This is a genomic window from Pseudoalteromonas sp. NC201, from assembly GCF_002850255.1.
Taxonomy (GTDB): Bacteria; Pseudomonadota; Gammaproteobacteria; order Enterobacterales; family Alteromonadaceae; genus Pseudoalteromonas.
Genome location: NZ_CP022522.1, coordinates 500,130 through 523,983, shown reverse-complemented (window position 1 = coordinate 523,983; position 23,854 = coordinate 500,130). Strand labels below are relative to the sequence as shown.

The window sequence follows — 23,854 nt, the reverse complement described above, 5'->3', positions numbered from 1 at the left end:
ACGAACTCACGTTTTTTACTTCATTGCATTCATCACTGCGATGGTATTCAGTGGTATTGCAAATGCGGCACCACCTAAAGAGATATTCTGGGAAGATTTAATTCCAAAAGGGCATGTCCAGATCAGCAATCAAGACGCAGCAAGCCATGATGGCGCCGAGCAAAATTGGGTGCAACCTGACTTAGACGCCCCAGTCGTCAAAGAGTTAGACGGCCAACTAGTCAGCTTACCCGGCTTTGTTGTACCACTTGAAGGTGACAGTGAAGTGATCACCGAATTTTTGTTGGTTCCCTACTTTGGCGCTTGCATCCACGTGCCGCCTCCGCCGCCAAATCAAATTGTTCATGTCAAAATCAAAGGCGGTGTTCCGATTGAAAGCCTATATGATGCAATCACAGTCAGTGGCACGATTAAGGTTTCTACTTGGAAGGGCGACATCGCGCAAACAGGTTATATGATGGAAGCCAAAGGCGTCGCGCCATTTGAGCTCTAAAAGTCATATAAATCACTAATAAAGAGTGCCAATACTTAATTGAGCTTGATTGGCACTCTTACCACTGCAAAACATACAATTTTATTTCTTTTATTTACCCTACTCAGTGGCAGGAACACTGGCATACACCAGTTCGATGAGATTATTCATGGTTCGCGACTTTTGCATATACGCCTTTTCCATATACGCCAGCTCCTGAAGCTCAAATAAAGTACTCTCTACAAGAGAAAACCACTTAGTGGTCGTCTCAGCTATCTCAACCTCTCCGCGACTCGATTTTTTAAGTGCTTCATAGAGAATATTTAAGTCGTTATATTGACGTAGATAATCCATATCACCCTCAGCCAGTTGTTACCCTTGTTTCATTTCACACTACAGTAACAAAAGCGTCGCTAAAAAATCTTGTCGAACCAACTTTTCTATTAAAATGATGAAAATAAAGTGAAAAGTATAAGTGTATTTCTGAGCGCCACTTTCAGATCTTACTAATTAAATTTCCTCTTGCAGAAACATTTTTATTGATTACAATTACAAATTAACAAAGATTACACATAAAAATAACTTGGGTGGCACTGAGCAGACTCCCCATGCAAGAAAGGACTAAATTGGTGGGCAATCCCTATTTTAAATATAACGGTGACGACCTTAGAAGAATGCGCCTTGCTGCCCAAAAAACCACGCAGCAAATGGCTGACCTTGTGGGTATTAGCCGCCAAACATACGAAAACTATGAAAATGGTGTAAGCCGCATACCTTGGGATCACTTTCAGGTTTGGTGTAGGTACTGTGATATTGACCTTTCTCCCATTATTAAACAGTTTCAAGCGCTACGGAGCTTAATTAGTGATACCCAATTAAGACGCAAAAGCCCGACCTCTCCTGATGCAAAGAAAATGGAAGAGTAAGTAATCATGTTATCAGCTGAATTAAGCTGCAAAAGGAATAAAAGAATGAAATTTGGAATGCAAAAAAAACTTAGTAAGGCAATAAAAATCAAAAAGTTACCAATATACAGTGTAAAGTCCATTAAAGGTGGCAGCCTAGGAGTGGTTAAACATGACCCTCGAACTTCCTCTATGGCTTCTCATGGCGGAACAGTAGTAGATCCAAAACTAGGCATATAAGTTACTTTAGCTTTACAAAATATTCTCAATAGGTGAGTTTCAGAGTACAGTATTAATGACTTTAACCACTGCAAAAACCTATAAGGAATAGAAGATGAGATATTCAAATAAAGTCAAAAGTACTAAAAGAGTCCGTTTTGTTGTGCTAAATAGCCATTTCCTAGAGCATATAACGGGTGGGAGTGATGGCTCAATCAAGGACGACCCTAAGTTAGAGCCTAAATCTGAAAAGCCAGGCTAAGCCTCAACTAGTACCTTTATTAAGGTTAAGAAATGAACAAATCACTAGTTTTTTTATTTATCATGTTTCTCGTTGCAACGGGATTTATACATACACTTATTATTCTGGAGCAAACTACGTACCTTCCTATGTTAGCTTTAGTTTTTATTTTAGCGATATTTTCCAAAGAGCAGCTTAATATTACGCACCTATCTACTGTATTGATAGCAATTATAATTTTAGAGTTTTCGCTTGTATCTTTCGTAGAAAATCTTTTCGCTAATGCTCCTCCATATAAACAAAACATGTTTATTGTAGGCATTCATTTCATCTGCGACTTACTAACCTATCTAACTATCAAGAATAGAGTAAGGTTCTCTTTGAGATTTGTGAATAAATTCCAAAAAGCTAGGAAAGAATATATCTACATGACACATGCCGATATCATACTTGTTGGGATCTTCTTTTTGTTTATGCTTGTAGACTTAGCAGCTTTCGCTGAGAACATTATTCGTAATCTAGAACACTTTGGAGTAGATGAAAGTTTTGCAAAACAATTTTGGAAGTGGGGTATCGTTTATTATAGCTACCCATATGTAAAATCCGTTCTACTGGCTGCTGTTATTACCACACTTCTAGCTACAATCTATGTTGAACGTTTTCGTCCTGCGCCAATTAAAGAAAGTGAAGAAGACTTAACGCTTAAAAAATCCGAGCCACAGCATAGGTCATAGTGATCTGTGCTGCTTTTACCCTAAATCAATTGAAGGAATAAACGATGGATTTAAAACTGAACAAAAAGCAATTGAAGTCATTAGCAGGTAGTAAGCTAATTTTGGATAACAACAAGACCCGTGAGATTGGTGGTGGTTGTTCCTACTATTGTAGTCGCGACTTAAACTGTGACACCGATGGCCCAACGATGGCCTGCCCATCTAAGGAGTTAGCGTGTGTTCCTGAGCCAAATACATTACATTGTGATTGCCCAACCAATATGTGCTAGTCACTAACCTGTCGCGACACTATGTCGCGACAACAACCCTGTTATTCTCCGTTCAACTTATACCAATTGTATTAAGTATAGACCTCTGCTTGATACTGCTGAAAACGCATAAAGGCCTGACGAGCGCCGGTGATCAATGCATCTTCTTGCGTACTAGTTAACTCAACCGTATCGATAAATTGAATTAAGTGACGCCACGCACTGCCGCGCCCGGAACCTGGGCCTGCTAAGTAACGCGCACCATACTCACCTGTGACAGGCAAACGCGCCTGCACTTGACGCCCAAGCATCGCGGCCCCAACCTTAGAGCCTTCAACGACATAAAGCGCTCCCAAAGCAGTCGCAAACTCTGTTGAAGTTGTGATAAACGGCGACAAAGACGGCACAGGTAATGTGTGCTGTAAGTCAGCAAAGTCCTGCTCCAACAACCCAAGCCGTCGGCGCGATTTGAGATCGTCAATATGCATAGAGAGTTCACGGTGATCATATAATGCAGCGACATCTTTAAGAAACAGGTACTGAAGAGTCAAAAACTGGAGATAACGCTCAATGCTGGCGAACGGGTCTTTTGCCATAATGCTGCTATCTATACTGTCATGAAGATCAGCAGTACTTGCTTTTAATTTCAATGCACGGCTAGTAAGTGCGCTGGCTGCGGTCATGGGACTTCCTGTAATGTAAAGCGAGGGGAAAATGAGTGGACTGTGTTGGCTTTTCGAAAAGCCGCTCCAGCGATTGACACTGGAGCGAAGAAATATATCTAACTATTAGTTAACCTGAGGTTAGTTAGTTGAAGGTAACTCCATAATGCCATCAATCTCAACTTGTGCGCCTTTTGGTAGTTCTTTTACACCAATTGCAGCACGAGCTGGGTATGGCTTTCTAAAATACTGAGCCATGATCTCGTTGACCGTTGCAAAGTTACTCAGATCAGTTAGGAAGATATTAACCTTAACCATATCTTGTAACTCGCCACCAGCCTCTTCACATACTGCGATAAGGTTTTTGAACACTTGGTGCGTTTGCTCTGCAAAATCTTCAGAAATAAATTCCATCGTCTCTGGTACCAATGGAATTTGACCAGATAAATAGACCGCAGTACCAACTTTTACCGCTTGGTTGTAAGTGCCAATTGCTGCTGGCGCTTTATCTGTTGAAATAATAGCTTTGTTCATTAATGTTCCTTTATTTTTTACGATACACGCGTTGTACATCTGGCATCACTCGAATTCGGCGCATAATATCAGCGACATGAATTCGGTTTTTCACGGTAATACCTAAATCAATCACGTATAAATTACTTTCTTTTTCGTCCGTTGCGATTTCGACAATATTAGCTTGAGTCGTCGCAACCACATTGGTTAATTTAGCCAACGCACCTTGGTGGTTAATAATTTCCACACGCAGCGCTGCTATATATTCTTTCTCTGGGTTGTCTTCCCACTTCACGACGAAGTACTTCGAACGCTCGTTGCGCCAACCCTTAATATTTTTACATTCTTGGCGGTGAACCATTAGGCCTTTGCCTTGGCTCATATATGCTGTGATAGCGTCACCCGGCACAGGGCGACAACATTTAGCATAGGTTACCAACATGCCTTCTGTTCCGATTATCGCGGCTTTAGCACGTTTAGCAATATCTTCTACCGCATTATCATCTTGCAGTAAACGCTTCGCTATCAATACACTCATGATATTGCCACAGCCAATCTCAACCAGCAGCTCCAACAAGGTATTGAGGTTATGCTCTTCAAGTACGTTATCGATTTGCTCTTGAGCAATATCATCTAGCTTATACTCACCCAGTGCCGAGTCGAGTAAACGGCGGCCTAGTTGGATCGCTTCTTCTTCTTGTTGGCTCTTGAGATAATTGCGGATCCCAAGGCGTGCTTTACCCGTTACCACAAAGTTCAGCCAAGTAGCGTTAGGGTGTGCACCTGAGCTAGTAATAACCTCGACCGTTTGGCCGGTATCGAGCGCTTTACTCAAAGGATAAGGCTTACGGTTTACACGAGCACCCACGCAGGTATTACCCACATCGGTATGCACGGCATAGGCAAAATCTACCGCCGTTGCGCCCATAGGTAACTCGACAATACGGCCATCTGGCGTAAAGACGTAAATTTCTTCTGGGAATAATTCGGTTTTAACGTTTTCCACAAATTCAAAAGACGAGCCTGCACTTTGCTGTAGCTCAAGTAAGCTTTGCATCCACTGACGCGCACGCTGCTGCGCGGTATGGCCGGCATTATCGCCTGACTTTTTATACATCCAGTGCGCTGCTACCCCTTTATCCGCCATATGATCCATATCATGAGTACGAATCTGGATTTCTACCGGAATACCGTGCGGACCTACCAACGACGTATGAAGCGACTGGTAACCGTTGGTTTTCGGTACGGCAATATAGTCTTTAAAACGAGTTTCAATTGGCTTATATAAATTATGTGCAACGCCTAGCACACGGTAGCAAGTATCTAGGTTGTCGACATTGATCCTAAAGGCGTAAATGTCCATCACCTCGTTAAACATTAACTCTTTATTCAGCATCTTGCGGTAAATACTGTATAAGTGCTTTTCACGGCCTTTTACTGAGCCTTGAATACCCGCTTCTTCCAGTCTAGATTCAATCTCAGACTGAATATTGCTGATCACTTCTTTACGATTACCACGTGCTTTGGCGACTTCTGAACGTAACGCACGATAGCGCATCGGATATAACGCCTGAAACCCGAGATCTTCTAACTCATTTTTAATATCATGAATACCAAGACGGTTTGCAATTGGTGCATAAATCTCTAGTGTTTCGCGGGCAATTCGACGGCGCTTGTCAGGACGCAAAGCACCTAGCGTTCGCATATTGTGCGTTCTGTCTGCAAGTTTAATAAGGATGACACGAATATCCTGCGTCATCGCCATGATCATCTTACGATAGTTTTCGGCTTGGAACTCTTTTTTATCTTTGAAGCTCAGTTTATCGAGCTTTGACACCCCTTCCACCAACTCAGCGACCGTATCACCAAAGATCTCTGCTAAGTCGTCTTGGCTAAAGTCAGTATCTTCAATAACATCGTGCATCAGCGCAGCCATGAGTGTTTCATGATCAAGCCTCATGCTCGCAAGGATCTGGGTTACTTCTACTGGGTGAGTGATATAGGGCTCACCGCTAGAGCGCGTCTGTCCCTCGTGTGCCTCACGGGCCACGACATAGGCTTTTTGCACCAAATCGACGTCTTCTGGTGACAAATATTCTGAGATTTTCTTTTTGAGGCCTTCAAACAGATACATTCACACTCCAATGTTTCAGAGAAGCTATACTCGGCGAGTATAAAACGGGTTACAAGCTAGTTACTTAAGAATATACGATGAAACACCAGCAATGCCAATGAACAATTTATGCTACTTGTTAGGAAGTTAAAGGCGTTACGCGTTGTGTAATGTGCTGGCGATTTATACCAATTTGCTTAATTTCAATTGCTATAAAACAATAATGCCAGCAAAAAAGCTGGCATTATTGAATCTAGACAGTGGTTGGATTAGCGGTTGCCACCAACGATTGCAGCTACTGCAGCAAGCTCTGCAGCTTCTTGATGCTGCTGCTCTTCACGGTCGATAATATCAAGCGAGTCAGTGGTTACAAAACCTTGCTCAATTTCACGTAGCGCGATTACGGTTGGCTTGTCGTTTTCAGCATCAACCATAGGATCTTTACCGCCTACAGAAATTTGGCGAGCGCGACGCGCTGCTACTAAAATCAAGTCAAAGCGGTTACCAATTTTATCTACTGCATCTTCTACAGTTACGCGAGCCATCGAAGCACTCCAAATTCAGTTCATTATGCAAAAGGCTATTTTACTGTATGTCTAGCCTTTCGCCAAGTATTGATGGTTAAAAAACCTCAGGTTTAAAAGTAATTATTTTAGCAAGTCAGCGATAAGCGCTTGATGACGGATAGACTGTGCTTGTTGCTCAAGTCTTGCGGCAATCACAATATGTTCAAGCTCACCGCGTGTTTGCTCAAAGTCATCATTGACAAGAATATAGTCAAACTCGTTGTAATGTGAGCTTTCTGATTTCGCTTCAGCCATACGACCTGCGATTACTTCTTGAGAGTCTTGACCACGACCATTTAAGCGCTTTTCTAGCTCCGCAGTTGAAGGAGGTAAAATAAAGATGGTCTTTACTTCAGGCATCAACTCACGCACCTGACGCGCACCCTGCCAGTCGATATCTAAAAACACATCAATACCAGCGGCAAGCTGATCTTCTATCGCTTGTTTTGAAGTGCCGTAGTAATTTTCGAATACTTGCGCCCACTCAAAGAAATCGCCTTTATCGATCAGCTGCTTAAATTCATCAACCGAGACAAAATGGTAATGTACGCCGTTTTCTTCGCCTGGACGAGGAGCACGCGTAGTGTGAGACACCGACACTTTAATATCGTCGTGCTTTTCCAATAACGCTTTGATTAAACTTGATTTACCCGCACCAGAAGGCGCAGAAAGGATAAACAGATTACCGCGTGTAGGTGATGTCATAGTCATTCTCAACAATAAGTACCGGCCGAGTAATATTGGTTTACTCAAGTCTGCCGCAGAGCTAAAAGCGGGCATTATACCGAGTAACGTATAAGAATACACTAGGGATGAGAATAAGGAAAAGTCGAGGAATAAATTCAGCGTTGTGAGTAACCCAGAAACCTATCACTGTGCTAAATTTATTCCTCTAAAACAGAATGTTATTTTGCTGTGTAAAGCTGCTCCTACCAAGGTATTCACCCCGTAGGAGCGAGTTCACCTCGCGATCTTTTAACTGCTCGCCGCGTAAAGCGGCTCCTACCAGAGTATTCACCCCGTTGGAGCGAGTTCATCTCGCGATCTTTTAACTGCTCGCCGCCTAAAGCATCTCCTACCCAAGTATTCACCCCGTAGGAGCGAGTTCACCTTGCGATCTCTTAACCCCTCGCCGCGTGAAGCGGCTCCTACCACGGTGTTCACCTCGCGATCTCTTAACTGCTCGCCGCGTGAAGCGGCTCCTACCACGGTGTTCACCCAGTAGGAGCGAGTTCACCTCGCGATCTTTTCACTGCTCGCCGCGTAAAGCATCTCCTACCAGAGTATTCACCCGTCGGAGCGAGTTCACCTCGCGATCTTTTCACTGCTCGCCGCGTAAAGCGGCTCCTACCAGAGTGTTCACCCCGTAGGAGCGAGTTCATCTCGCGATCTTTTAACTGCTCGCCGCCTAAAGCATCTCCTACCCAAGTATTCACCCCGTAGGAGCGAGTTCACCTCGCGATCTTTTCACTGCTCGCCGCGTGAAGCGGCTCCTACCAAAATATTAACCCAGTTGGAGCGAGCTCACTTCGCGCTCTCTTAATAGCTCGCCGCGTAAAGCAGCTCCTACCAGAATGTTCACCCAGTAGGAGCGAGTTCACCTCGCGATCTTTTAAAGCAAATCAGCTACGCTGCTACTTACTTCTTCAGGCCATACCCCAACTTGTACCTGACCAATATGCTGCTTTTGCAACAGCAACATCACTAAACGCGATTGGCCAATACCACCTCCTATGGTTTGTGGTAATTCCCCCGCTACTAATTGTTGGTGCCAATCTAAGCTCAAGCGTGCTTCGTCATCGGTTAATTTAAGCTGTCTTGCAAGTGAGTCAGGGCAAACACGAATGCCCATTGATGAGATTTCAAATGCGTCTTCTAGCACTGGGTTCCACACCAAAATATCACCGTTAAGTCCTTGGTATTTGTCGCACGTTGGCGTTGACCAGTCGTCATAATCCGGCGCGCGAACGTCATGAATCTTACCATCACCAAGCTCACCACCAATGCCAATTAAAAACACCGCGCCATATTCTTGGGCAATCGCTTTTTCACGTTGCTTGGCAGTAAAATCTGGATACATAGTGCGTAATTCTTCGCTGTGCACAAACGTAATTTTCTCAGGAAGGAATGCCGCAATGCCAAATTCATCCTCAACCACTTTTTCCGTTGCTTTAATTGAGCGATAAAGGGTTTCTACCGTTTCTTTTAGTTTTGCCAGCGAACGCTCACTGTTTTCGCAAATCACCTTTTCCCAGTCCCACTGATCCACATAGACAGAATGGATTGGCGATAGCTTATCTTCGTCTGGACGTAGCGCTTTCATGTGCGTATAGAGGCCTTCGCCTTTAGCAAAACCATAATCACCTAGTGTTTTACGCTTCCACTTAGCAAGTGAATGCACTACCTCAAACTGCGCATCCGGTAGCGTTTTCACTTTTACCTGTACCGCCTGCTCGTGGCCACTTAGGTTGTCTTGAATACCGTCGCCCAAACGCGCCAGAATAGGCGCTTGTACTTCAACTAAACCCAATTGCTCGGTTAGCTGTGCTGAAAATACTTGTTTTACTCGTGCTATCTGTTTTTGTGTCTCTTGATACTTGCTCAACATGGTTAGGTCCTCATTCCCGAATTTGTCGTTTTGTTGAGTCTATATTTAAAGAAACCGACACAAACATCAATAACCCGCAACAAAAACACCTTTACATAATTATTTTCATCAAAAATATGCTATAAATTTTATATAAACGATAATTGTTAATGGATATTTACATGGAAAATTATGAGATCGACAATCTGGATAGATCCATCCTTCACGCTTTAAAAGAAAATGCACGAACGCCCTACGCGGAATTAGCAAAAAGATTTGCTGTTAGCGCCGGTACCATCCATGTTCGGGTCGAAAAAATGAAGCAAGCGGGGATCATTGAAGGGACTCAAGTGAGCATTAATGCCAAACGACTTGGTTATGATGTCTGCTGTTTTATCGGAATAAACTTAAAACACGCTGGCGACTACCCGGGAGCCATCGCACGTTTGAAGGAATTTGAAGAAGTTGTTGAAGCCTACTACACCACGGGCAATTACAGCATTTTTATCAAAGTGATGGCGCGCTCCATCGACCACCTTCAAGATGTGCTTATTAATAAAGTGCAGACCATTGAGTCTATCCAGTCAACCGAAACACTAATCTCACTGCAAAACCCAATTCAGCGCACCGTTATGCCCTAGCTTCTTTTTTGTTATAATCGCGGGAATTTTTTGATTAGAGTAGTAAGTAGATGGCTGAGAATAGATTCCATCGTGTAAAAAGCGTACTAGATAGACGCCAAACCGACCTCACAGTGTGCCTAGATGAAGTGCATAAGCACCATAATCTGTCAGCGATTGTGCGTACCGCAGATGCGGTTGGCTGTCACCACGTACACGCAGTATGGCCACAAGATCAAAGACGGTTAACAAACAATACCTCTGGCGGCAGCAAAAATTGGGTTGAAACCCATATGCATGAGGATATAGACCAAGCTGTTGCGACAATTCGTGAACAAAACCCAGGTGTACAATTATTAGCAACCAACCTTAGCGATAGCGCCGTTGATTTTCGTGAAATTGATTACACCAAACCTACCGCTATTATTGTCGGGCAAGAGCGTTTAGGGATCTCAGAGCGCGCACTTGAGCATGCGGATCAGCACATCGTGATCCCAATGCAAGGTATGGTGCAATCACTCAACGTGTCTGTTGCCGCAGCGCTTATTTTATACGAAGCGCAGCGCCAAAGAGATGCAGCCGGACTGTACAAACGTACAGATATGATGGATCCTGTGGTAAAACATAAGTTACTATTTGAAGGATGTCATCCAATCATTGCAACCCGCTGTCGCGAAAAAGGGCTACCTTACCCGGCACTTGATGAGCACGGTGAAATCGTTGCAGACGACGCTTTTTGGGACATTCTTAAGTTTACGCAGAAGAAATAAATAACGCGGATCGCGCTAGAGGATTAGCATGTCGACACCAAATTTGGCCACTTATCCAATCACCGAATTAAAAGGCGTAGGCCCAAAAGCGGCCGAGCGTTTGGCCAAACTTGGCATTCAATCGGTGCAAGACATGTTATTTCACCTTCCGCTACGCTACGAAGATCGTGCGCGCACCTATCCTATCTGCGAGCTGCAAGCGCATAGCCATGTCAGTATTGAAGCCGAGATTGAACGCAGCGAAATCACGCAAGGCAAACGCCGCATGTTGGTGTGTTATGTTAATGATGGGACGGGGCGGATCGCGCTGCGCTTTTTCAACTTTAATGCAGCACAAAAAAATGCCATGCAAGCGGGCAAAGTGATCCGCTGTTTTGGTGAAGTTCGCCGTGGTCACTATGGCTTTGAAATGGCGCATCCAGAATACAGCATCAAAGAGACGCGCTCTGCACCGAGCGATCCGAGCCTTGCGACGCTTACCCCAGTTTATCCTACCACCGAAGGATTAAAGCAACTGAGCATTCGAGCAATTGCCGATCAAGCCGTTGAGTTACTACGCAAATATGATGTACCAGACTATTTACCAGCTCAATATCGACCATCGCAGCAAAGCCTAAAAGAAGCGCTGTTATTACTGCACCGTCCACCACAGGAAGTGGATTTAGCACAATTAGAGCTCGGGCAACATCCTGCACAGGCACGATTGGCGTTTGAAGAGTTATTGGCGCAAAACCTCAGCTTGCTTAAGCTAAGACAAAAAGGTCAAGCGGTAAAAGCGGTTGCACTACCGCCCACCAACCCACTTGAAGCTCAGTTTTTGTCATCCTTGCCATTTGCCCCCACCAATGCCCAAAGTCGAGTAGTGGCAGAGATCAAAGGCGACTTACAACATCCCTACCCCATGATGCGATTGGTGCAAGGGGATGTCGGCTCAGGAAAAACGCTTGTGGCAGCGCTTAGCGCGTTAACGGCTATCGCACAAGGTTACCAAGTAGCAATTATGGCACCCACTGAGATCCTATCCGAGCAACACGGCATCAACTTCCTTAATTGGTTTGAACCTATGGGTATAGAAACCGTATGGCTGGGTGGTAAAACCAAAGGTAAGGAACGCACTCATGCGCTTGAGCGTATTGCTTCAGGGCAAGCACAGATGGTGGTCGGCACCCATGCTTTGTTCCAAGAGCAAGTACAGTTTTCTAACCTTGCGCTTATCATTATCGACGAGCAACATCGTTTTGGCGTGCATCAGCGCCTAGCGCTGAGAGAAAAGGGAAAGTTTGGCGATTGCTATCCGCATCAGTTAGTGATGACCGCAACCCCAATCCCGAGAACCTTGGCAATGACGGCCTATGCAGATCTTGAAACCTCAATCATCGACGAGCTACCACCGGGCAGAACACCAATCACAACCGTCGCCGTGCCAGACACCAGACGCAATGAAGTGATCAAAAAAGTACAAAAGGCCTGTGTTGAAGATAAGCGCCAAGTTTACTGGGTATGTACGCTGATAGATGAGTCGGAGGCGTTACAATGCCAAGCCGCAGAAGACACCGCAAAAGCACTTGCCGAAGCCTTGCCAGAACTTAATATTGCGCTGGTACATGGTCGCATGAAAGCCCAAGAAAAGCAGACCATCATGGACCAATTTAAACAAGGTCATACCCATGTGCTGGTTGCAACTACCGTGATTGAAGTGGGCGTGGATGTACCCAACGCTAGCCTTATCATTATTGAAAACCCTGAGCGTTTGGGTCTGGCGCAGCTTCACCAATTGCGCGGCCGTGTTGGTCGCGGACAAATCGCATCACATTGTTTACTGCTTTACCATGCACCACTGTCGGTCACTGCGCAAAAGCGTTTGGGGGTGCTGAGAGAAAGTAACGACGGATTTGTCATCGCCGAGCGCGACCTTGAGATCCGCGGCCCCGGTGAAGTGCTTGGTACAAAACAAACTGGATTGGCGGAGCTAAAAATTGCCGATCTTAGCCGTGATAAACATTTATTACCGCAAGTGAGAAGCCTCGCTTTTACCGTGCTAAAAAACCACAGCGATATTGTTGACCCTATCATCTGGCGCTGGATGGGTGATAAGAGCGAACTAGCCATGGCGTAAGCCTGAAGCGTAATTATTTCTGTGTGTAGATGAGCTCAATTTCACCATCAAGCCTTCTTCCTGTCGGAATAAAACCTAATGCTTGATAAAAGTTCAACGCATTTTCGGCCTCTGTATCCATGGTTGTAAGCGACAAACCAACTAACCCTATTAACTCAGCATACTGTTTGGCAAAACACATAGCGGCTTTACCATAGCCTTTAGATTGTGACGCTTCATCAATCATCAAACGCCATATGTATAAGTGTTGTGCCTGAAAGTGCCCATTGTCATCCCCAACCAAGCGAGGATCAATAAGCGCAATCATACCAACAGGCAAGTCATCATCGTACATGCCAAAACACACGCTGTCTTCATTAAAGCTATCCTCAATGATCCACTCGGCGTTTGATGCAATTAGATGTTGTTGTGAGTCATGCACTTTTAACTTGAGCATGTCACCTGCTACATCACTGTTTACTTTCAAAAACTGTAATCTACTCATTCGATTTACCCTATTACCTGTTTCGCTAGATAGTGTACCTACTATAGAAATATCTGCATACTTTATTTGGCCTTCACCTCAATACCCAACAATGGTCGCGCTACGCTTGCTTCTTTTATCAAAGCTTGGCTACCATCTCTCTACATCAACTAAAAAAACTCAAAAATGAATCGTTTACTACGTGCTGTATGCACCTCATTTGCTGCTTGCATGGCGTCGATCGCCTCAGCAAAAGCAGTTTACCCAGATGTACCAGAGCAGATTAATTCATCTGCCAAATATGTTTTTTACTCTCATGGCTATATCGTCGAAGGTGATAATGAAACCCCTATTCATAAGCGCTGGGGTAAATATGATTTTCCAGCCATCAAACAGGCATTAAGTGATGATGCCTATACGCTAATTGCTGAGCATCGCCCTAAAGGCGTCGCACCAGAAGCGTATACAAAAACCTTGGTTAGCAAGGTTCACAAGTTACTGGACGCGGGCGTCAGCGCCAACAACATTACACTCGTGGGGTTTTCTCGCGGTGGCGCGTTAACGATAATGGCAAGTGATGCATTAAAAAATGATGCCATTCACTACGTGGTACTAGCAGGCTGCGCTGGGCTTATCAAAAGTAAAACCGAGATTAAACTCTACGGCAAGGTGTTGTCGGTTTACGAAACCTCAGATCAAGTAGGTTCTTGCGATTTTGTGAAAGCACGCTCTGCAAACCTCAAAAGCTTTACAGAGCTTTCGATTTCAACCGGTAAGGAACACGGCGCTTTTTATCTCCCGAGAGACGAGTGGTTAAAGCCAGTTAAAAGCTGGATTTTAAATCACTAAATAACCTGAGGTTTGGATAAAGAATGTTCCAACTCATTGTTTCTAAAGAACAACTTAGTTTTTCCTTTTCTAGCCAGAGAGTTTTAGGGAAAACACCGCTTCCGCGTCCTGCTCTCGCTAAGGTACCTACATCCTGTAGGCAAGGCGAATTTACGCACCAATAGCTGGCTATTGGAAGTGAATTCAACGCAGTTAGCGCTAAAACTGGCTGCTAGAAAGGCATTAATTATCCGCAGCTCAGGTTAAATAATTAACCTGAGCTTTGGTTAATTAGCGTGGCGTTCTTTCAGAGGAACGCCACACAGCGCATTCATTCTACTCCCTTTGATATCTTTAAATCGCATTTTCAAGCAAGCCCCCTGATTACTTATTGCACTTTTAAAAATGCTCTCTATAATTGAACCTTATTCGAATGCCATTCGAATAAGGTTCAAACCCTAAGGAGAAACGATGGCACCGGCACCTAAATATGATAAAGAAACCCAGCAACGCATGATTTTAAACGCTGCGGAACAATGCATTAATGAGTCTTCAGTCACTGACTTTACAATGGCAAAGGTCTCTTTGCTTGCAGGATTGTCTATGGGCTCAATCTATAAATTTGTGCAGACTAAAGAAGACCTAGTAATGGCGCTGGCCTATGAGTCTTTTACCCATACATCCAGTGTTTTTAAGCAAGTGTTGTCGTTACCACTTAGCACGCCAGAACGCATGCTCGCGGTGTGTCTTATCTCGCCACAAAAGCTTAAACGCTTCTCTTTTGATTATGAATTACAGTCCTACTCCACCAATGAGGCGGTGATCAAAAGGGCTTCTGAGTTTTGGACCAATAAAATTATCGAATCCTGTGGTGGTTGTGAAAACGTGTTTAAACAGGCGCTGATTGATGGCATTGAAGCAGGTGAGTTGCAAGCTACACCAGATCTACACGACATGATAGAAGAAATCATCATCACCGGATGGGCGCTTACCGTAGGATATGAGCAAGTACTGCGCTTGCAACAAACTAAGCAAATTGTTGAGGGCACAGCTTCATTGCTCGCACCACTTGAGCTTAATGATCCTGTTATTCGCAGCACGGTGAGGCTACTTAACAGTTATCCATGGCAACAACCTATCACTCAAGATTCTCTGGTACGCATAGAGAAAGAATTGCAAGCGCTCGAGCTTCGTTAACTTAAGGAAATCACAATGAACATCAAACGTTGGCTTATGGCCGTTGTCATCATTCTCATCGTTATTACCAGCCTTGGTTTTGTGAAGTTTACACAAATCCAAGCAGCAATCGCCTTCGGGGAGTCTTTTCCGGAGCCTTCGGCTTCGGTAAAAAGCACGTATGTATCAACCACTGAGCATATTAAATCGGTTAAGGTTGTAGGTCAGCTCCATGCCAAGCGCACCGTCACCATTAGTAACGAGTATCCTGGTCTTATCACTTACGTCGGTTTTAAACCCGGTGAACAAGTGGAAGCGAACCAAATATTGTTGCGCTTAGATAGCAGCATTGATGAGGCAAATCTATTAGCGGCTAAAGCTCGAGTAAAGCTTGCTAAATCAACCTATCAACGGGTTGCCAAATTACTAGAACAAAAGCGGATCAGCCCAGATGAGGTGGACAAAGCCGAAGCTGAGGTGGCAATTAATCAGGCAGACGTAAAACGACTAACCACATTAATCGAGAAAAAAACCATTCGTGCACCTTACCCGGGTCAAACGGGGTTAGAACAATATCAAGTTGGTCAATTACTTGATGCCAATAGCGAAATCACTTTCTTGGTTGGGTTAGAGGACAGCATTTGGGTGGATTTCAAAATTCCACAAACCTTACCACAACCTAATATAGGCGAAGACGTTAGCGTGGCAATTTCTAATGCTAGCGGCCAAATGCCTGCTCGCGTATCAGCCAAAATGCCAATGGTCGATGTCGCATCGCGTCAACAAAGTTATCGTGCTGAGCTACAAAACAGCAATGGCACACTCAGCCACAATCAAATGGTGTTAGTCAATGTACCAACCGAGATTGTGAACGCCGCAGTTGTGCCAACCAATGCAATTACGCGCAATCACTTTGGCGAATTTGTTTATGTACTTGAAAAGGACGACAGCCAAAACTGGCGAGCAAAACCGGTAAAAATTACTTTAGGCGATAAGGTAAACGATCAGCAACTTGTACTATCTGGCCTGCGTGGTGGTGAATTTATTGCTGCTGAGGGGGCATTCAAGCTACAAGAAAATTTACTGGTTTATACCGATCAGGTTGCCGCTGTTGATGGCAATAACGGAGGCCAGTAATGAGCGCATTACACGAAAATAAGCCGTCTATCATGGATATTTTTGTTAACCGGCCGGTACTAGCGATCGTGGTGTCATTGCTTATTGTGCTAGCGGGTTTTAATGCCGCCCGAGATATATCGGTGCAGCAATATCCAAAAATAGAAAGTGCCTCACTGGTGATCAATACTGTCTATACGGGCGCAGCCGCAGACGTCGTTAAAGGCTATGTGACCGAGCCTATCGAGCGAGTGGCCTCTACTGTCCCGGGTGTCGACTATGTAGACTCGATAACTACCTCGGGACTTAGCAAAGTCACCGCTTGGCTTGAGCTTAATCACAGTACCACCGATGCCTTGGCTGAGCTGACCACCCGATTAAACCAGATTAAGTTTGAGTTACCCAGCGGAGCGGAAGATCCAGCCATTCAAATCGTACGTGCCGATAGTCCGTATGCGGTATTCTATCTCGATGTGGAATCTCAAGGTCTGCCACGTAATAACGTGAGCGATTATTTGATCCGAAATGTTGTCCCTTCAATGTCTGATATTCCCGGTGTACAAAAAGTGACGCTGGAAGGTGGCCGCGATCCAGCAATGCGAATTTGGCTCGATACCGAAAAACTCGCTATCTATGGCGTAAGTGCCAGCGATGTATTTGCCGCGCTACAAGCAAACAACACCATTGCCACCTTAGGTTACAGTGAAAATAACAGACAACGCATCGACCTAATGGCCAATACCTCGTTAAAAACGGTAGCCGATTTTAACAACCTAGTGGTAAAAGAAATCGATGGCACGCAACTTAAGCTTGGTAACATCGCCACGGTAGAACTCGGTGAGGCCGAAGGCATGGTAACCGCACGCCTTGATGACCACGATACAGTATTCTTAGCGGTGTGGGCATTACCAGGTGCCAATGAAATCGATATTGGTGACGCGCTGTATAAAAAGATTGATGAGATTAATACCATCTTACCCGACGGCATGCATCTAAGAATTGGCTACGATGGCACGCTTTATATGCGTGATTCCATAAAAGAAATCTTCACCACGCTTGGGGAAACCGTCCTACTTGTGGGGATTGTTGTACTCGCGATGATGGGCTCGTTTAGAACCGCCATGGTGCCGCTGGTTACCATTCCTATCTCGATTTTAGGCGCAATCGCGGTGATCTCAGCAATGGGCTTTTCACTCAACTTACTGACTATTTTGGCTATCGTACTTTCTGTTGGGTTAGTGGTGGATGATGCCATAGTGGTAGTTGAAAACGTTGCGCGTCATATGCGCGAAGGCAAACCCAGATTACAAGCCGCGCTTATCAGTTCACGTCAATTACTCGTCCCAATAATTGCCATGACGCTGACCCTTGCAGCGGTCTACGCGCCAATCGGATTTTTAACAGGTTTAACGGGGTTCTTATTCCGAGAGTTCGCGTTCACCCTAGCCATTGCGGTATTAATTTCTGGACTGGTTGCTATTACCTTATCGCCCATCATGAGTGCTTACGTTAATCCCGAAGGCGGTAAAGAAGGTAAATTAACGCAAAAGGTCAATGGCTATTTTGATCGATTACAAACGTTCTATTTTCGTGCACTCGATACCTTGTTTAAGTGGCGTCCACAGGTCTTTTTTGTCGCTATCGTGTTCTCTTTATTGTCGGTGCCGTTTTACCTGTTATCACAAAAAGAGCTAGCCCCTATCGAAGATCAAAGCAGTATCCAAGTCGTAGTGGAAGCACCACCTGAGTCTTCTCAAGCTTATACGTCAGCGAAAATGAATGACACTGCCGAGGTCATGAACGCCACTGAAGGCGCTGAGTTTACTTGGCAGATTATTACGGCGGCAGCAGGCTTTGGTGGTGTAGAGCTTGCACCATTTGATGAGCGAGAAAATTCAGTACACGACTTACTATACGACCTATACGGCCGGTTAGGCAGCGTCACTGGACTAAGTTTATTCCCTATTTTACCTGCATCGCTTCCTACCGCAGGGCAGTTTGACGTTGAAGTGGTATTCCGTGCCAGTGACGACCCAACCGCGATGAAGCAGTACGCCGATGAGATTATTCAACGCGCCACCGCCAGTGGCAGCTTTATGTTCGTCAATACCGACCTAAAAATCGACCTGCCGCAAGCCGAGCTTGAAATCGACCGAGAGCTAGTTGCTGACTTAGGTCTAAACTTGTCGTCGGTAAACGAGCAACTTAGCATTTATATGTCGAATAATTTTGCCAACTACTTCAACAAAGAAGGCAAAGCCTACCGCGTCATTCCAATTGTGGGCAATGACGAAAGGTACAATCCTGAGAATATTCTTAATATGCAAGTAAGAACGGATGCTGGCGATCTTATTCCGATTTCAGCATTTGCCACCTTACGCACCTTTACAAGCCCGAGAGTGCTTGGCTCATTCAACCAGCAAAACTCGTTTAGAATATTGGCAGGCACACTACCGCACATAACCAAAGAGCAAGCGCTAACACAGGTTGAAGAAATTGCAGCAGAGGTCTTACCTAGTCACTACTCCATTGACTACGCTGGTGAATCAAGACAGCTAAGAAAAGAAGGCAACACCATGGTTGGCGTACTCCTATTTGCCATGATAGTGGTGTTTTTCTTGCTGACGATCCAGTTCAACAGCTTTAGAGATCCGCTCGTGGTACTACTCGGCTGCGCACCTTTGGCACTCGCAGGTGCATTGATGCTACCGTTTTTATCACTCACGACCGTCAACATTTACAGCCAAATCGGCCTAATTACGCTTATCGGTTTAATAGCCAAAAATGGCATCTTGATTGTTGAATTTGCGAACCATTTACAGCTTGAAGGTAAATCGAAATTTGAGGCGGTAAAAGGGGCTGCGGCCACACGTCTAAGACCTATACTGATGACTACAGGCGCAACCGTGCTTGGTCACTTCCCCTTGGTATTGGTAACCGGTGCAGGCGCAGAAGCGCGCAACAGTATAGGTATTATCTTAGTCGCAGGCATGCTCATTGGTACTTTCTTCACTTTGATTGTCTTACCGCTACTTTATGAAAAGTTAGCCAGCGATCACCGTGGCGAAGCCGAAACCATTGAAACCTACCCTGAAGCACAGTTGGTAGGCAAAGTCAGTATGACGTGATAATTGGCTAACAACTAAAGGACACTAAGTGCCATACTTAGTGTCCTTTTTAATTGGTAAAACCTTTCTTTTGATAAGCCGGAATTTATAGCACTATAGTTTCTGGAGTAGATAAACCGCATAACGAAAAGCATCAATAGCAAGCCTCGCACGCGATTACTAGTTATATACAGCTGAAACTGAGAACAAATAAGTCGAAGCGACATTATTTTCGGCTTCTTCCCTTGATAAATTATCTAATTTATATAAATTAGCTAAATCATATCCAAAAGAAGAATCGCCTTATGAATGAGCAAGCAATCTTCGATCATATCAAACAAGCATTAATTGAAGCGCCACGCAACCAGTACACCACTGAACTACACCTGCAAATGATCAAATACGCAGACGATTTAAAAAGCATGACAGCCAAAGAATTTTGCGAAGGCGTTGGCTTAAAACCTAGCTTTGGTACTGAATTTTCGAAAATGCGTAATCTAACTCACCGTTTAAAAGCCGCTGGCTTAAACACCGACTTGCTCTAACAGCGCTCTATCACAAGGTTTTTAGGAACACACATGGCAATTAAAAAGACAGAACTTTATTCATCATTATGGGCAAGCTGTGACGAACTGCGTGGCGGTATGGATGCCAGCCAGTATAAAGACTACGTGCTAACGATGCTTTTTATGAAGTACGTCAGCGACAAATACAAAGGCGACCCATACGGGATGATTGTTGTACCAGAAGGTGCAAGCTATGACGATATGATAGCCGCCAAAAACGACAAAGAAATTGGCGATAAAATTAATAAAATTATTTCAGCCCTTGCCGAAGAAAATGACCTAAAAGGCGTGATAGACGTTGCCGACTTCAACGATGAAGACAAGCTCGGAAAAGGCAAAGAAATGGTTGATCGCCTAACTAAGTTAGTCGGTATTTTCCAAGGCTTAGACTTATCTTCAAACCGTGCTGGCGGTGATGACCTATTAGGTGACGCTTACGAATATCTAATGCGTCATTTCGCTACTGAATCAGGTAAATCAAAAGGTCAATTCTATACGCCATCCGAAGTATCACAAATTCTGGCAAAAGTTGTTGGCATAACAGAAGACACGCCACAAGATGCTACCGTGTATGACCCAACTTGTGGTTCAGGCTCACTATTATTAAAAGCCAGTGATGAGGCCCCGCGAGGCTTATCGATATTCGGGCAAGAGATGGATGTAACTACATCAGCTCTATCTAAAATGAATATGATTTTACATGGGCATGTATCCGATATACGTACAATTGCACAAGGTAATACGCTTTCGTCACCAGCATTTAAAAATGGAGCCGCGCTAAAAACCTTCGACTTTGCAGTTGCCAACCCGCCTTTTTCAAATAAAAACTGGACCAGCGGTTTAAACCCTGAAGCAGATATTTATGATCGTTTTACATGGGGCATTCCGCCTGAGAAAAACGGTGACTACACCTTCTTACTACACATTCTCAAAAGCTTAAAAAGCACAGGTAAAGGTGCAGTGATCTTACCGCATGGTGTGTTATTCCGTGGTAATGCCGAAGCTACGGTCCGTGAAAACCTTATCAAACAAGGTTACATCAAAGGCATTATTGGTTTACCTGCTAACTTGTTCTACGGTACGGGTATTCCTGCGTGTATTATTGTGATTGATAAAGAACATGCACAAAAAGCCATTATTGAGTCAAGTGGTAGCTTTACCGAAGATGATGCTGTGTTGCCAACTATATCAGGTCGCCCAATCTTTATGATTGATGCCAGCAAAGGCTTTATTAAAGATGGCAATAAAAACCGCCTACGCAGCCAAGATATCCATAAAATTGTTGATGTCTTTAACAAAGGCTTGGAGCTTGAGCGTTACAGCCGTTTAGTGGAAATTGATGAAATTGCCGCTAACGATTACAACCTTAATATCCCACGTTATATCGACTCCTCTGAACCAGAAGACCTACACGACTTAAGTGCGCATCTGCAAGGTGGTATTCCAAACCGTGATATTGATGCCCTTGAACATTACTGGCGGGTATTCCCTAGCATTCGTGCCACATTGTTCAAGCCAGAACCCAACCCAAAAAGAAACGGCTATAGCCACGCACTGGTAGAAGCCGGCCAAGTAAAAAGCACCATTTTGGCGCATCAAGAATTTAAAGACTTTGCCGCTCGTAGCCTATTGCCATTTAAACAGTGGATATCAGAAGCAAAACTTAAAGAAATCAAGGTTGGCGATAACCCGAAGAACTTTATCTTTACCATTTCAGAAAACTTACTGAACAGCTATGCCAATAGCGACCTATTAAGCAAATACGATATTTACCAAATCCTTATGGATTACTGGGCAGATACCATGCAGGACGATGTGTATGTATTGGTACAGGACGATTGGCAAGCAGGTAATACACTTCGTGAACTAGTGGCTAAAAAAGGCGAAAAGCTTAAAGAAACACCCGACTTAATTATCAATAAGAAAAAGTATAAAGCCGAGATTATTCCACCAAGCTTAATTGTCGCCCGCTACTTTGCTGACGAACAAGCGAAAGTTGATGTCCTGCAAGCCAAACAAGACGAAGCCACCCAAGCACTTGAAAACTATTTGGAAGAAGGCACTTCAGGAACAGGGAATGAAGATGGCTTATTGGTTGAAGCCCTCAACGACAAAGACAAAATCACCAAAGCCAGTGTTGCCGCCAGAGCCAAACTTGCCACCGATACTGAGGAAGTTAAAGCACTAAAGCAAGCAACCAAGTTGTTTAACGCCGAAGCGGCTGCAAAAAAAGCGGTGAAAGAAGCCCAAGAGGCGTTGGATTTAAACGTATTCAACCAATATCCAAAACTAACCATAGAAGAAATCAAAGCTCTGATTGTCGATGACAAATGGCTAGCCACATTACAAGCCAATATCGTTGCCGAAATTGAGCGCGTAACCCAACAAATGGCAAGCCGTGTTAAACAACTGGAAGAGCGCTACAGCACACCATTACCAACCCTTTCTAATTCAGTTGACGAGCTTAGTGATAAAGTCGCAAGCCATTTAAAAGCAATGGGCTTGGAGTGGACACTATGAGTGCATTAGAGCAAGTGATTCCAGAAGGATATAAACAGACGGAAGTTGGAGTTATCCCCAGCGAATGGGAAGTTAATAAAGTTTCTAAAGCCTTTGAAATTTGTAATACATTGAGATTTCCGCTGAGTGCTAAAGTACGAGAGTCGATGGCTGGAGAATACCCATATTATGGCCCCACTAGAATTCAAGATTATATCAATGAGTGTCGTATTGATGGTGAATATGCACTAATTGGAGAGGATGGTGACCACTTTCTAAAATTTGAAACTGTACCTCAAACACAGTTGGCTAAAGGTAAGTTTAATGTAAATAATCATGCTCATGTGATTAAGGGAAAAGTTGCTACGGCTGAGTGGTTTTATTTGTTTTTTAAACATCGTGAAATAACAAGTCATTTATCTAGACAAGGTGCTGGCCGTTATAAATTAAACAAAGCAACTCTCGAACAATTACCTTGTGCAATACCTCCAAAACAAGAACAAACCGCCATTGCCAATGCGTTGTCCGATGTGGATGCGCTATTAACGGAATTGGAAAAACTGATCGCAAAAAAACAAGCGATTAAAACCGCCAGCATGCAGCAACTGCTGACAGGCAAAACCCGTTTACCCCAATTCGCCACTTACACCGAAGGCAAAAAGCAAGGCCAGCCCAAAGGCACAAAACCCAGTGAACTAGGCGAAATCCCTGAGGATTGGGAAACTAGAACTTTGAAGGAAATGGCTACTTCAAATGGCCTCGTTAGAGGGCCGTTTGGTGGCGCGTTAAAAAAAGAACATTTTTCTAAAAGTGGTTACAAAGTTTACGAGCAACGAAATGCTATATACGCTAACGCTACTATGGGCAACTACTTTATCAATCAAAAAAAGTTTGAAGAGTTGAAGCGATTCGCAGTAAACAGTGGGGATTTCATTGTGAGTTGCTCAGGAACAATAGGAAAAATATTCAAAGTGCCCGATGACTGCCCGGAGGGAGTAATAAATCAGGCACTCTTGAAGATAACTCTAAATGAAACGATAGATCCTGACTATTTTGGTCACTATTTTAAATGGGATACATTCCAAGAGAAAATTATAGATGGTACACAGGGTGGTGCTATGAAGAATTTAGTTGGAATGTCTGAGTTCAAAGAGTCTTTGATGCCAGTTCCCATTTGTAAAAGAGAACAAATCGCTATCGCCACTATCCTCTCGGATATGGATAACGAAATCCAAACCCTTGAACAACGCTTGGCAAAAACCCGCCAAATCAAACAAGGCATGATGCAAGAGCTACTCACAGGCCGCACAAGACTACCCTATTAAAGAAAAGG

The 23,854-nt window shown here is 44.2% G+C and carries 24 protein-coding genes; 16 read left to right on the top strand and 8 right to left on the bottom strand.

What is annotated here, in order from left to right; genetic code table 11:
- The first annotated feature begins 40 nt into the window (after positions 1-40).
- On the top strand, positions 41-493 hold the full coding sequence (locus tag PNC201_RS02255; RefSeq protein WP_370599249.1) for a DUF3299 domain-containing protein: 453 nt from the start codon (positions 41-43) through the stop codon (positions 491-493).
- Between the two features lie 99 nt (positions 494-592).
- Here PNC201_RS02255 and PNC201_RS02250 read toward each other — a convergent pair whose 3' ends face one another.
- Complete coding sequence (locus PNC201_RS02250; RefSeq protein ID WP_010374281.1) at positions 593-826, bottom strand: hypothetical protein; 234 nt, start codon at positions 824-826, stop codon at positions 593-595.
- 254 nt (positions 827-1,080) lie between these two features.
- Between PNC201_RS02250 and PNC201_RS02245 the strand changes: the two genes are divergently transcribed.
- The 5 genes from PNC201_RS02245 to PNC201_RS02235 all read left to right on the top strand — a co-directional run bounded on the left by PNC201_RS02245 (position 1,081) and on the right by PNC201_RS02235 (position 2,840).
- Positions 1,081-1,398 carry a helix-turn-helix domain-containing protein gene (locus PNC201_RS02245; RefSeq protein WP_010374283.1) on the top strand — a complete coding sequence of 106 codons (318 nt, stop codon included), beginning with the start codon at positions 1,081-1,083 and terminating at the stop codon, positions 1,396-1,398.
- A gap of 45 nt (positions 1,399-1,443) precedes the next feature.
- On the top strand, positions 1,444-1,617 hold the full coding sequence (locus tag PNC201_RS23365; protein WP_199539673.1) for a hypothetical protein: 174 nt from the start codon (positions 1,444-1,446) through the stop codon (positions 1,615-1,617).
- 94 nt (positions 1,618-1,711) lie between these two features.
- The gene (locus PNC201_RS23225; protein ID WP_158299095.1) at positions 1,712-1,858 is read left to right on the top strand and encodes a hypothetical protein; all 147 of its coding nucleotides are present in this window, start codon (positions 1,712-1,714) and stop codon (positions 1,856-1,858) included.
- A gap of 32 nt (positions 1,859-1,890) precedes the next feature.
- Positions 1,891-2,571 carry a hypothetical protein gene (locus tag PNC201_RS02240; RefSeq protein WP_102056037.1) on the top strand — a complete coding sequence of 227 codons (681 nt, stop codon included), beginning with the start codon at positions 1,891-1,893 and terminating at the stop codon, positions 2,569-2,571.
- Positions 2,572-2,615: 44 nt separating this feature from the next.
- Complete coding sequence (locus PNC201_RS02235) at positions 2,616-2,840, top strand: hypothetical protein (protein ID WP_010605864.1); 225 nt, start codon at positions 2,616-2,618, stop codon at positions 2,838-2,840.
- A gap of 71 nt (positions 2,841-2,911) precedes the next feature.
- On the opposite strand, the gene PNC201_RS02230 is transcribed toward PNC201_RS02235, so the two are convergent.
- The 6 genes from PNC201_RS02230 to asnA all read right to left on the bottom strand — a co-directional run bounded on the left by PNC201_RS02230 (position 2,912) and on the right by asnA (position 9,281).
- Positions 2,912-3,502 carry a biliverdin-producing heme oxygenase gene (locus PNC201_RS02230; protein WP_102056036.1) on the bottom strand — a complete coding sequence of 197 codons (591 nt, stop codon included), beginning with the start codon at positions 3,500-3,502 and terminating at the stop codon, positions 2,912-2,914.
- A gap of 120 nt (positions 3,503-3,622) precedes the next feature.
- A complete protein-coding gene (locus PNC201_RS02225; protein ID WP_010374286.1) occupies positions 3,623-4,015 on the bottom strand; it encodes a RidA family protein in 393 nt (130 codons plus the stop codon).
- A gap of 10 nt (positions 4,016-4,025) precedes the next feature.
- Complete coding sequence (spoT, locus tag PNC201_RS02220; RefSeq protein ID WP_010605866.1) at positions 4,026-6,128, bottom strand: bifunctional GTP diphosphokinase/guanosine-3',5'-bis pyrophosphate 3'-pyrophosphohydrolase; 2,103 nt, start codon at positions 6,126-6,128, stop codon at positions 4,026-4,028.
- Positions 6,129-6,376: 248 nt separating this feature from the next.
- The gene (rpoZ, locus tag PNC201_RS02215; protein WP_010374289.1) at positions 6,377-6,652 is read right to left on the bottom strand and encodes a DNA-directed RNA polymerase subunit omega; all 276 of its coding nucleotides are present in this window, start codon (positions 6,650-6,652) and stop codon (positions 6,377-6,379) included.
- A gap of 102 nt (positions 6,653-6,754) precedes the next feature.
- Positions 6,755-7,378: a guanylate kinase gene (gene gmk / locus PNC201_RS02210; RefSeq protein ID WP_010605867.1), complete on the bottom strand. Its 624-nt coding sequence runs from the start codon at positions 7,376-7,378 to the stop codon at positions 6,755-6,757.
- A 907-nt stretch (positions 7,379-8,285) separates the two neighbouring features.
- Positions 8,286-9,281 (bottom strand): aspartate--ammonia ligase, encoded by a 996-nt coding sequence (gene asnA, locus PNC201_RS02205; protein WP_102056035.1) that lies wholly within the window; start codon positions 9,279-9,281, stop codon positions 8,286-8,288.
- A gap of 161 nt (positions 9,282-9,442) precedes the next feature.
- Here asnA and asnC point away from each other — a divergent pair, with 161 nt between their 5' ends.
- From asnC to recG, 3 genes are read left to right on the top strand one after another with little or no spacing between them, the layout of a single operon-like run.
- On the top strand, positions 9,443-9,901 hold the full coding sequence (gene asnC, locus PNC201_RS02200; protein ID WP_010374296.1) for a transcriptional regulator AsnC: 459 nt from the start codon (positions 9,443-9,445) through the stop codon (positions 9,899-9,901).
- A 50-nt stretch (positions 9,902-9,951) separates the two neighbouring features.
- A complete protein-coding gene (gene trmH, locus PNC201_RS02195) occupies positions 9,952-10,650 on the top strand; it encodes a tRNA (guanosine(18)-2'-O)-methyltransferase TrmH (protein WP_010605868.1) in 699 nt (232 codons plus the stop codon).
- Between the two features lie 28 nt (positions 10,651-10,678).
- Positions 10,679-12,766, top strand: a complete 2,088-nt coding sequence (gene recG, locus PNC201_RS02190) for an ATP-dependent DNA helicase RecG (RefSeq protein WP_102056034.1) — start codon at positions 10,679-10,681, stop codon at positions 12,764-12,766.
- Between the two features lie 13 nt (positions 12,767-12,779).
- Here the strand turns inward: recG and PNC201_RS02185 are convergent, their stop codons facing one another.
- Positions 12,780-13,250 carry a GNAT family N-acetyltransferase gene (locus PNC201_RS02185; protein WP_102056033.1) on the bottom strand — a complete coding sequence of 157 codons (471 nt, stop codon included), beginning with the start codon at positions 13,248-13,250 and terminating at the stop codon, positions 12,780-12,782.
- 165 nt (positions 13,251-13,415) lie between these two features.
- Here PNC201_RS02185 and PNC201_RS02180 point away from each other — a divergent pair, with 165 nt between their 5' ends.
- The 7 genes from PNC201_RS02180 to PNC201_RS02150 all read left to right on the top strand — a co-directional run bounded on the left by PNC201_RS02180 (position 13,416) and on the right by PNC201_RS02150 (position 23,846).
- Positions 13,416-14,078: an alpha/beta hydrolase gene (locus PNC201_RS02180; protein ID WP_102056032.1), complete on the top strand. Its 663-nt coding sequence runs from the start codon at positions 13,416-13,418 to the stop codon at positions 14,076-14,078.
- Positions 14,079-14,528: 450 nt separating this feature from the next.
- On the top strand, positions 14,529-15,254 hold the full coding sequence (locus PNC201_RS02175) for a TetR/AcrR family transcriptional regulator (protein WP_010605871.1): 726 nt from the start codon (positions 14,529-14,531) through the stop codon (positions 15,252-15,254).
- A gap of 15 nt (positions 15,255-15,269) precedes the next feature.
- A complete protein-coding gene (locus PNC201_RS02170; RefSeq protein ID WP_102056031.1) occupies positions 15,270-16,370 on the top strand; it encodes an efflux RND transporter periplasmic adaptor subunit in 1,101 nt (366 codons plus the stop codon).
- A complete protein-coding gene (locus PNC201_RS02165) occupies positions 16,370-19,477 on the top strand; it encodes an efflux RND transporter permease subunit (protein WP_102056030.1) in 3,108 nt (1,035 codons plus the stop codon). Before PNC201_RS02170 ends, PNC201_RS02165 begins: the two co-directional genes overlap by 1 nt.
- A gap of 284 nt (positions 19,478-19,761) precedes the next feature.
- Complete coding sequence (locus PNC201_RS02160) at positions 19,762-20,001, top strand: HTH-like domain-containing protein (protein ID WP_045964924.1); 240 nt, start codon at positions 19,762-19,764, stop codon at positions 19,999-20,001.
- Positions 20,002-20,034: 33 nt separating this feature from the next.
- Positions 20,035-22,542: an HsdM family class I SAM-dependent methyltransferase gene (locus PNC201_RS02155; protein ID WP_102056029.1), complete on the top strand. Its 2,508-nt coding sequence runs from the start codon at positions 20,035-20,037 to the stop codon at positions 22,540-22,542.
- Complete coding sequence (locus PNC201_RS02150) at positions 22,539-23,846, top strand: restriction endonuclease subunit S (RefSeq protein ID WP_102056028.1); 1,308 nt, start codon at positions 22,539-22,541, stop codon at positions 23,844-23,846. The genes PNC201_RS02155 and PNC201_RS02150 overlap by 4 nt, the downstream gene beginning before the upstream one ends.
- Positions 23,847-23,854 lie beyond the last annotated feature (8 nt).

Excerpts from the sequence above, each read along its gene's own strand:
- recG (WP_102056034.1), top strand. The coding sequence starts at position 10,679 with ATGTCGACACCAAATTTGGCCACTTATCCAATCACCGAATTAAAAGGC.
- PNC201_RS02235 (WP_010605864.1), top strand. The coding sequence starts at position 2,616 with ATGGATTTAAAACTGAACAAAAAGCAATTGAAGTCATTAGCAGGTAGT.
- PNC201_RS02165 (WP_102056030.1), top strand. The coding sequence starts at position 16,370 with ATGAGCGCATTACACGAAAATAAGCCGTCTATCATGGATATTTTTGTT.
- spoT (WP_010605866.1), bottom strand. The coding sequence starts at position 6,128 with ATGTATCTGTTTGAAGGCCTCAAAAAGAAAATCTCAGAATATTTGTCA.
- PNC201_RS23365 (WP_199539673.1), top strand. The coding sequence starts at position 1,444 with ATGAAATTTGGAATGCAAAAAAAACTTAGTAAGGCAATAAAAATCAAA.
- PNC201_RS02185 (WP_102056033.1), bottom strand. The coding sequence starts at position 13,250 with ATGAGTAGATTACAGTTTTTGAAAGTAAACAGTGATGTAGCAGGTGAC.
- trmH (WP_010605868.1), top strand. The coding sequence starts at position 9,952 with ATGGCTGAGAATAGATTCCATCGTGTAAAAAGCGTACTAGATAGACGC.
- gmk (WP_010605867.1), bottom strand. The coding sequence starts at position 7,378 with ATGACATCACCTACACGCGGTAATCTGTTTATCCTTTCTGCGCCTTCT.
- PNC201_RS02170 (WP_102056031.1), top strand. The coding sequence starts at position 15,270 with ATGAACATCAAACGTTGGCTTATGGCCGTTGTCATCATTCTCATCGTT.
- PNC201_RS02245 (WP_010374283.1), top strand. The coding sequence starts at position 1,081 with ATGCAAGAAAGGACTAAATTGGTGGGCAATCCCTATTTTAAATATAAC.
- PNC201_RS02180 (WP_102056032.1), top strand. The coding sequence starts at position 13,416 with ATGAATCGTTTACTACGTGCTGTATGCACCTCATTTGCTGCTTGCATG.
- PNC201_RS02150 (WP_102056028.1), top strand. The coding sequence starts at position 22,539 with ATGAGTGCATTAGAGCAAGTGATTCCAGAAGGATATAAACAGACGGAA.
- asnA (WP_102056035.1), bottom strand. The coding sequence starts at position 9,281 with ATGTTGAGCAAGTATCAAGAGACACAAAAACAGATAGCACGAGTAAAA.
- PNC201_RS02175 (WP_010605871.1), top strand. The coding sequence starts at position 14,529 with ATGGCACCGGCACCTAAATATGATAAAGAAACCCAGCAACGCATGATT.
- PNC201_RS02255 (WP_370599249.1), top strand. The coding sequence starts at position 41 with ATGGTATTCAGTGGTATTGCAAATGCGGCACCACCTAAAGAGATATTC.
- asnC (WP_010374296.1), top strand. The coding sequence starts at position 9,443 with ATGGAAAATTATGAGATCGACAATCTGGATAGATCCATCCTTCACGCT.
- PNC201_RS02225 (WP_010374286.1), bottom strand. The coding sequence starts at position 4,015 with ATGAACAAAGCTATTATTTCAACAGATAAAGCGCCAGCAGCAATTGGC.
- PNC201_RS02160 (WP_045964924.1), top strand. The coding sequence starts at position 19,762 with ATGAATGAGCAAGCAATCTTCGATCATATCAAACAAGCATTAATTGAA.
- rpoZ (WP_010374289.1), bottom strand. The coding sequence starts at position 6,652 with ATGGCTCGCGTAACTGTAGAAGATGCAGTAGATAAAATTGGTAACCGC.
- PNC201_RS02230 (WP_102056036.1), bottom strand. The coding sequence starts at position 3,502 with ATGACCGCAGCCAGCGCACTTACTAGCCGTGCATTGAAATTAAAAGCA.
- PNC201_RS02155 (WP_102056029.1), top strand. The coding sequence starts at position 20,035 with ATGGCAATTAAAAAGACAGAACTTTATTCATCATTATGGGCAAGCTGT.
- PNC201_RS23225 (WP_158299095.1), top strand. The coding sequence starts at position 1,712 with ATGAGATATTCAAATAAAGTCAAAAGTACTAAAAGAGTCCGTTTTGTT.
- PNC201_RS02250 (WP_010374281.1), bottom strand. The coding sequence starts at position 826 with ATGGATTATCTACGTCAATATAACGACTTAAATATTCTCTATGAAGCA.
- PNC201_RS02240 (WP_102056037.1), top strand. The coding sequence starts at position 1,891 with ATGAACAAATCACTAGTTTTTTTATTTATCATGTTTCTCGTTGCAACG.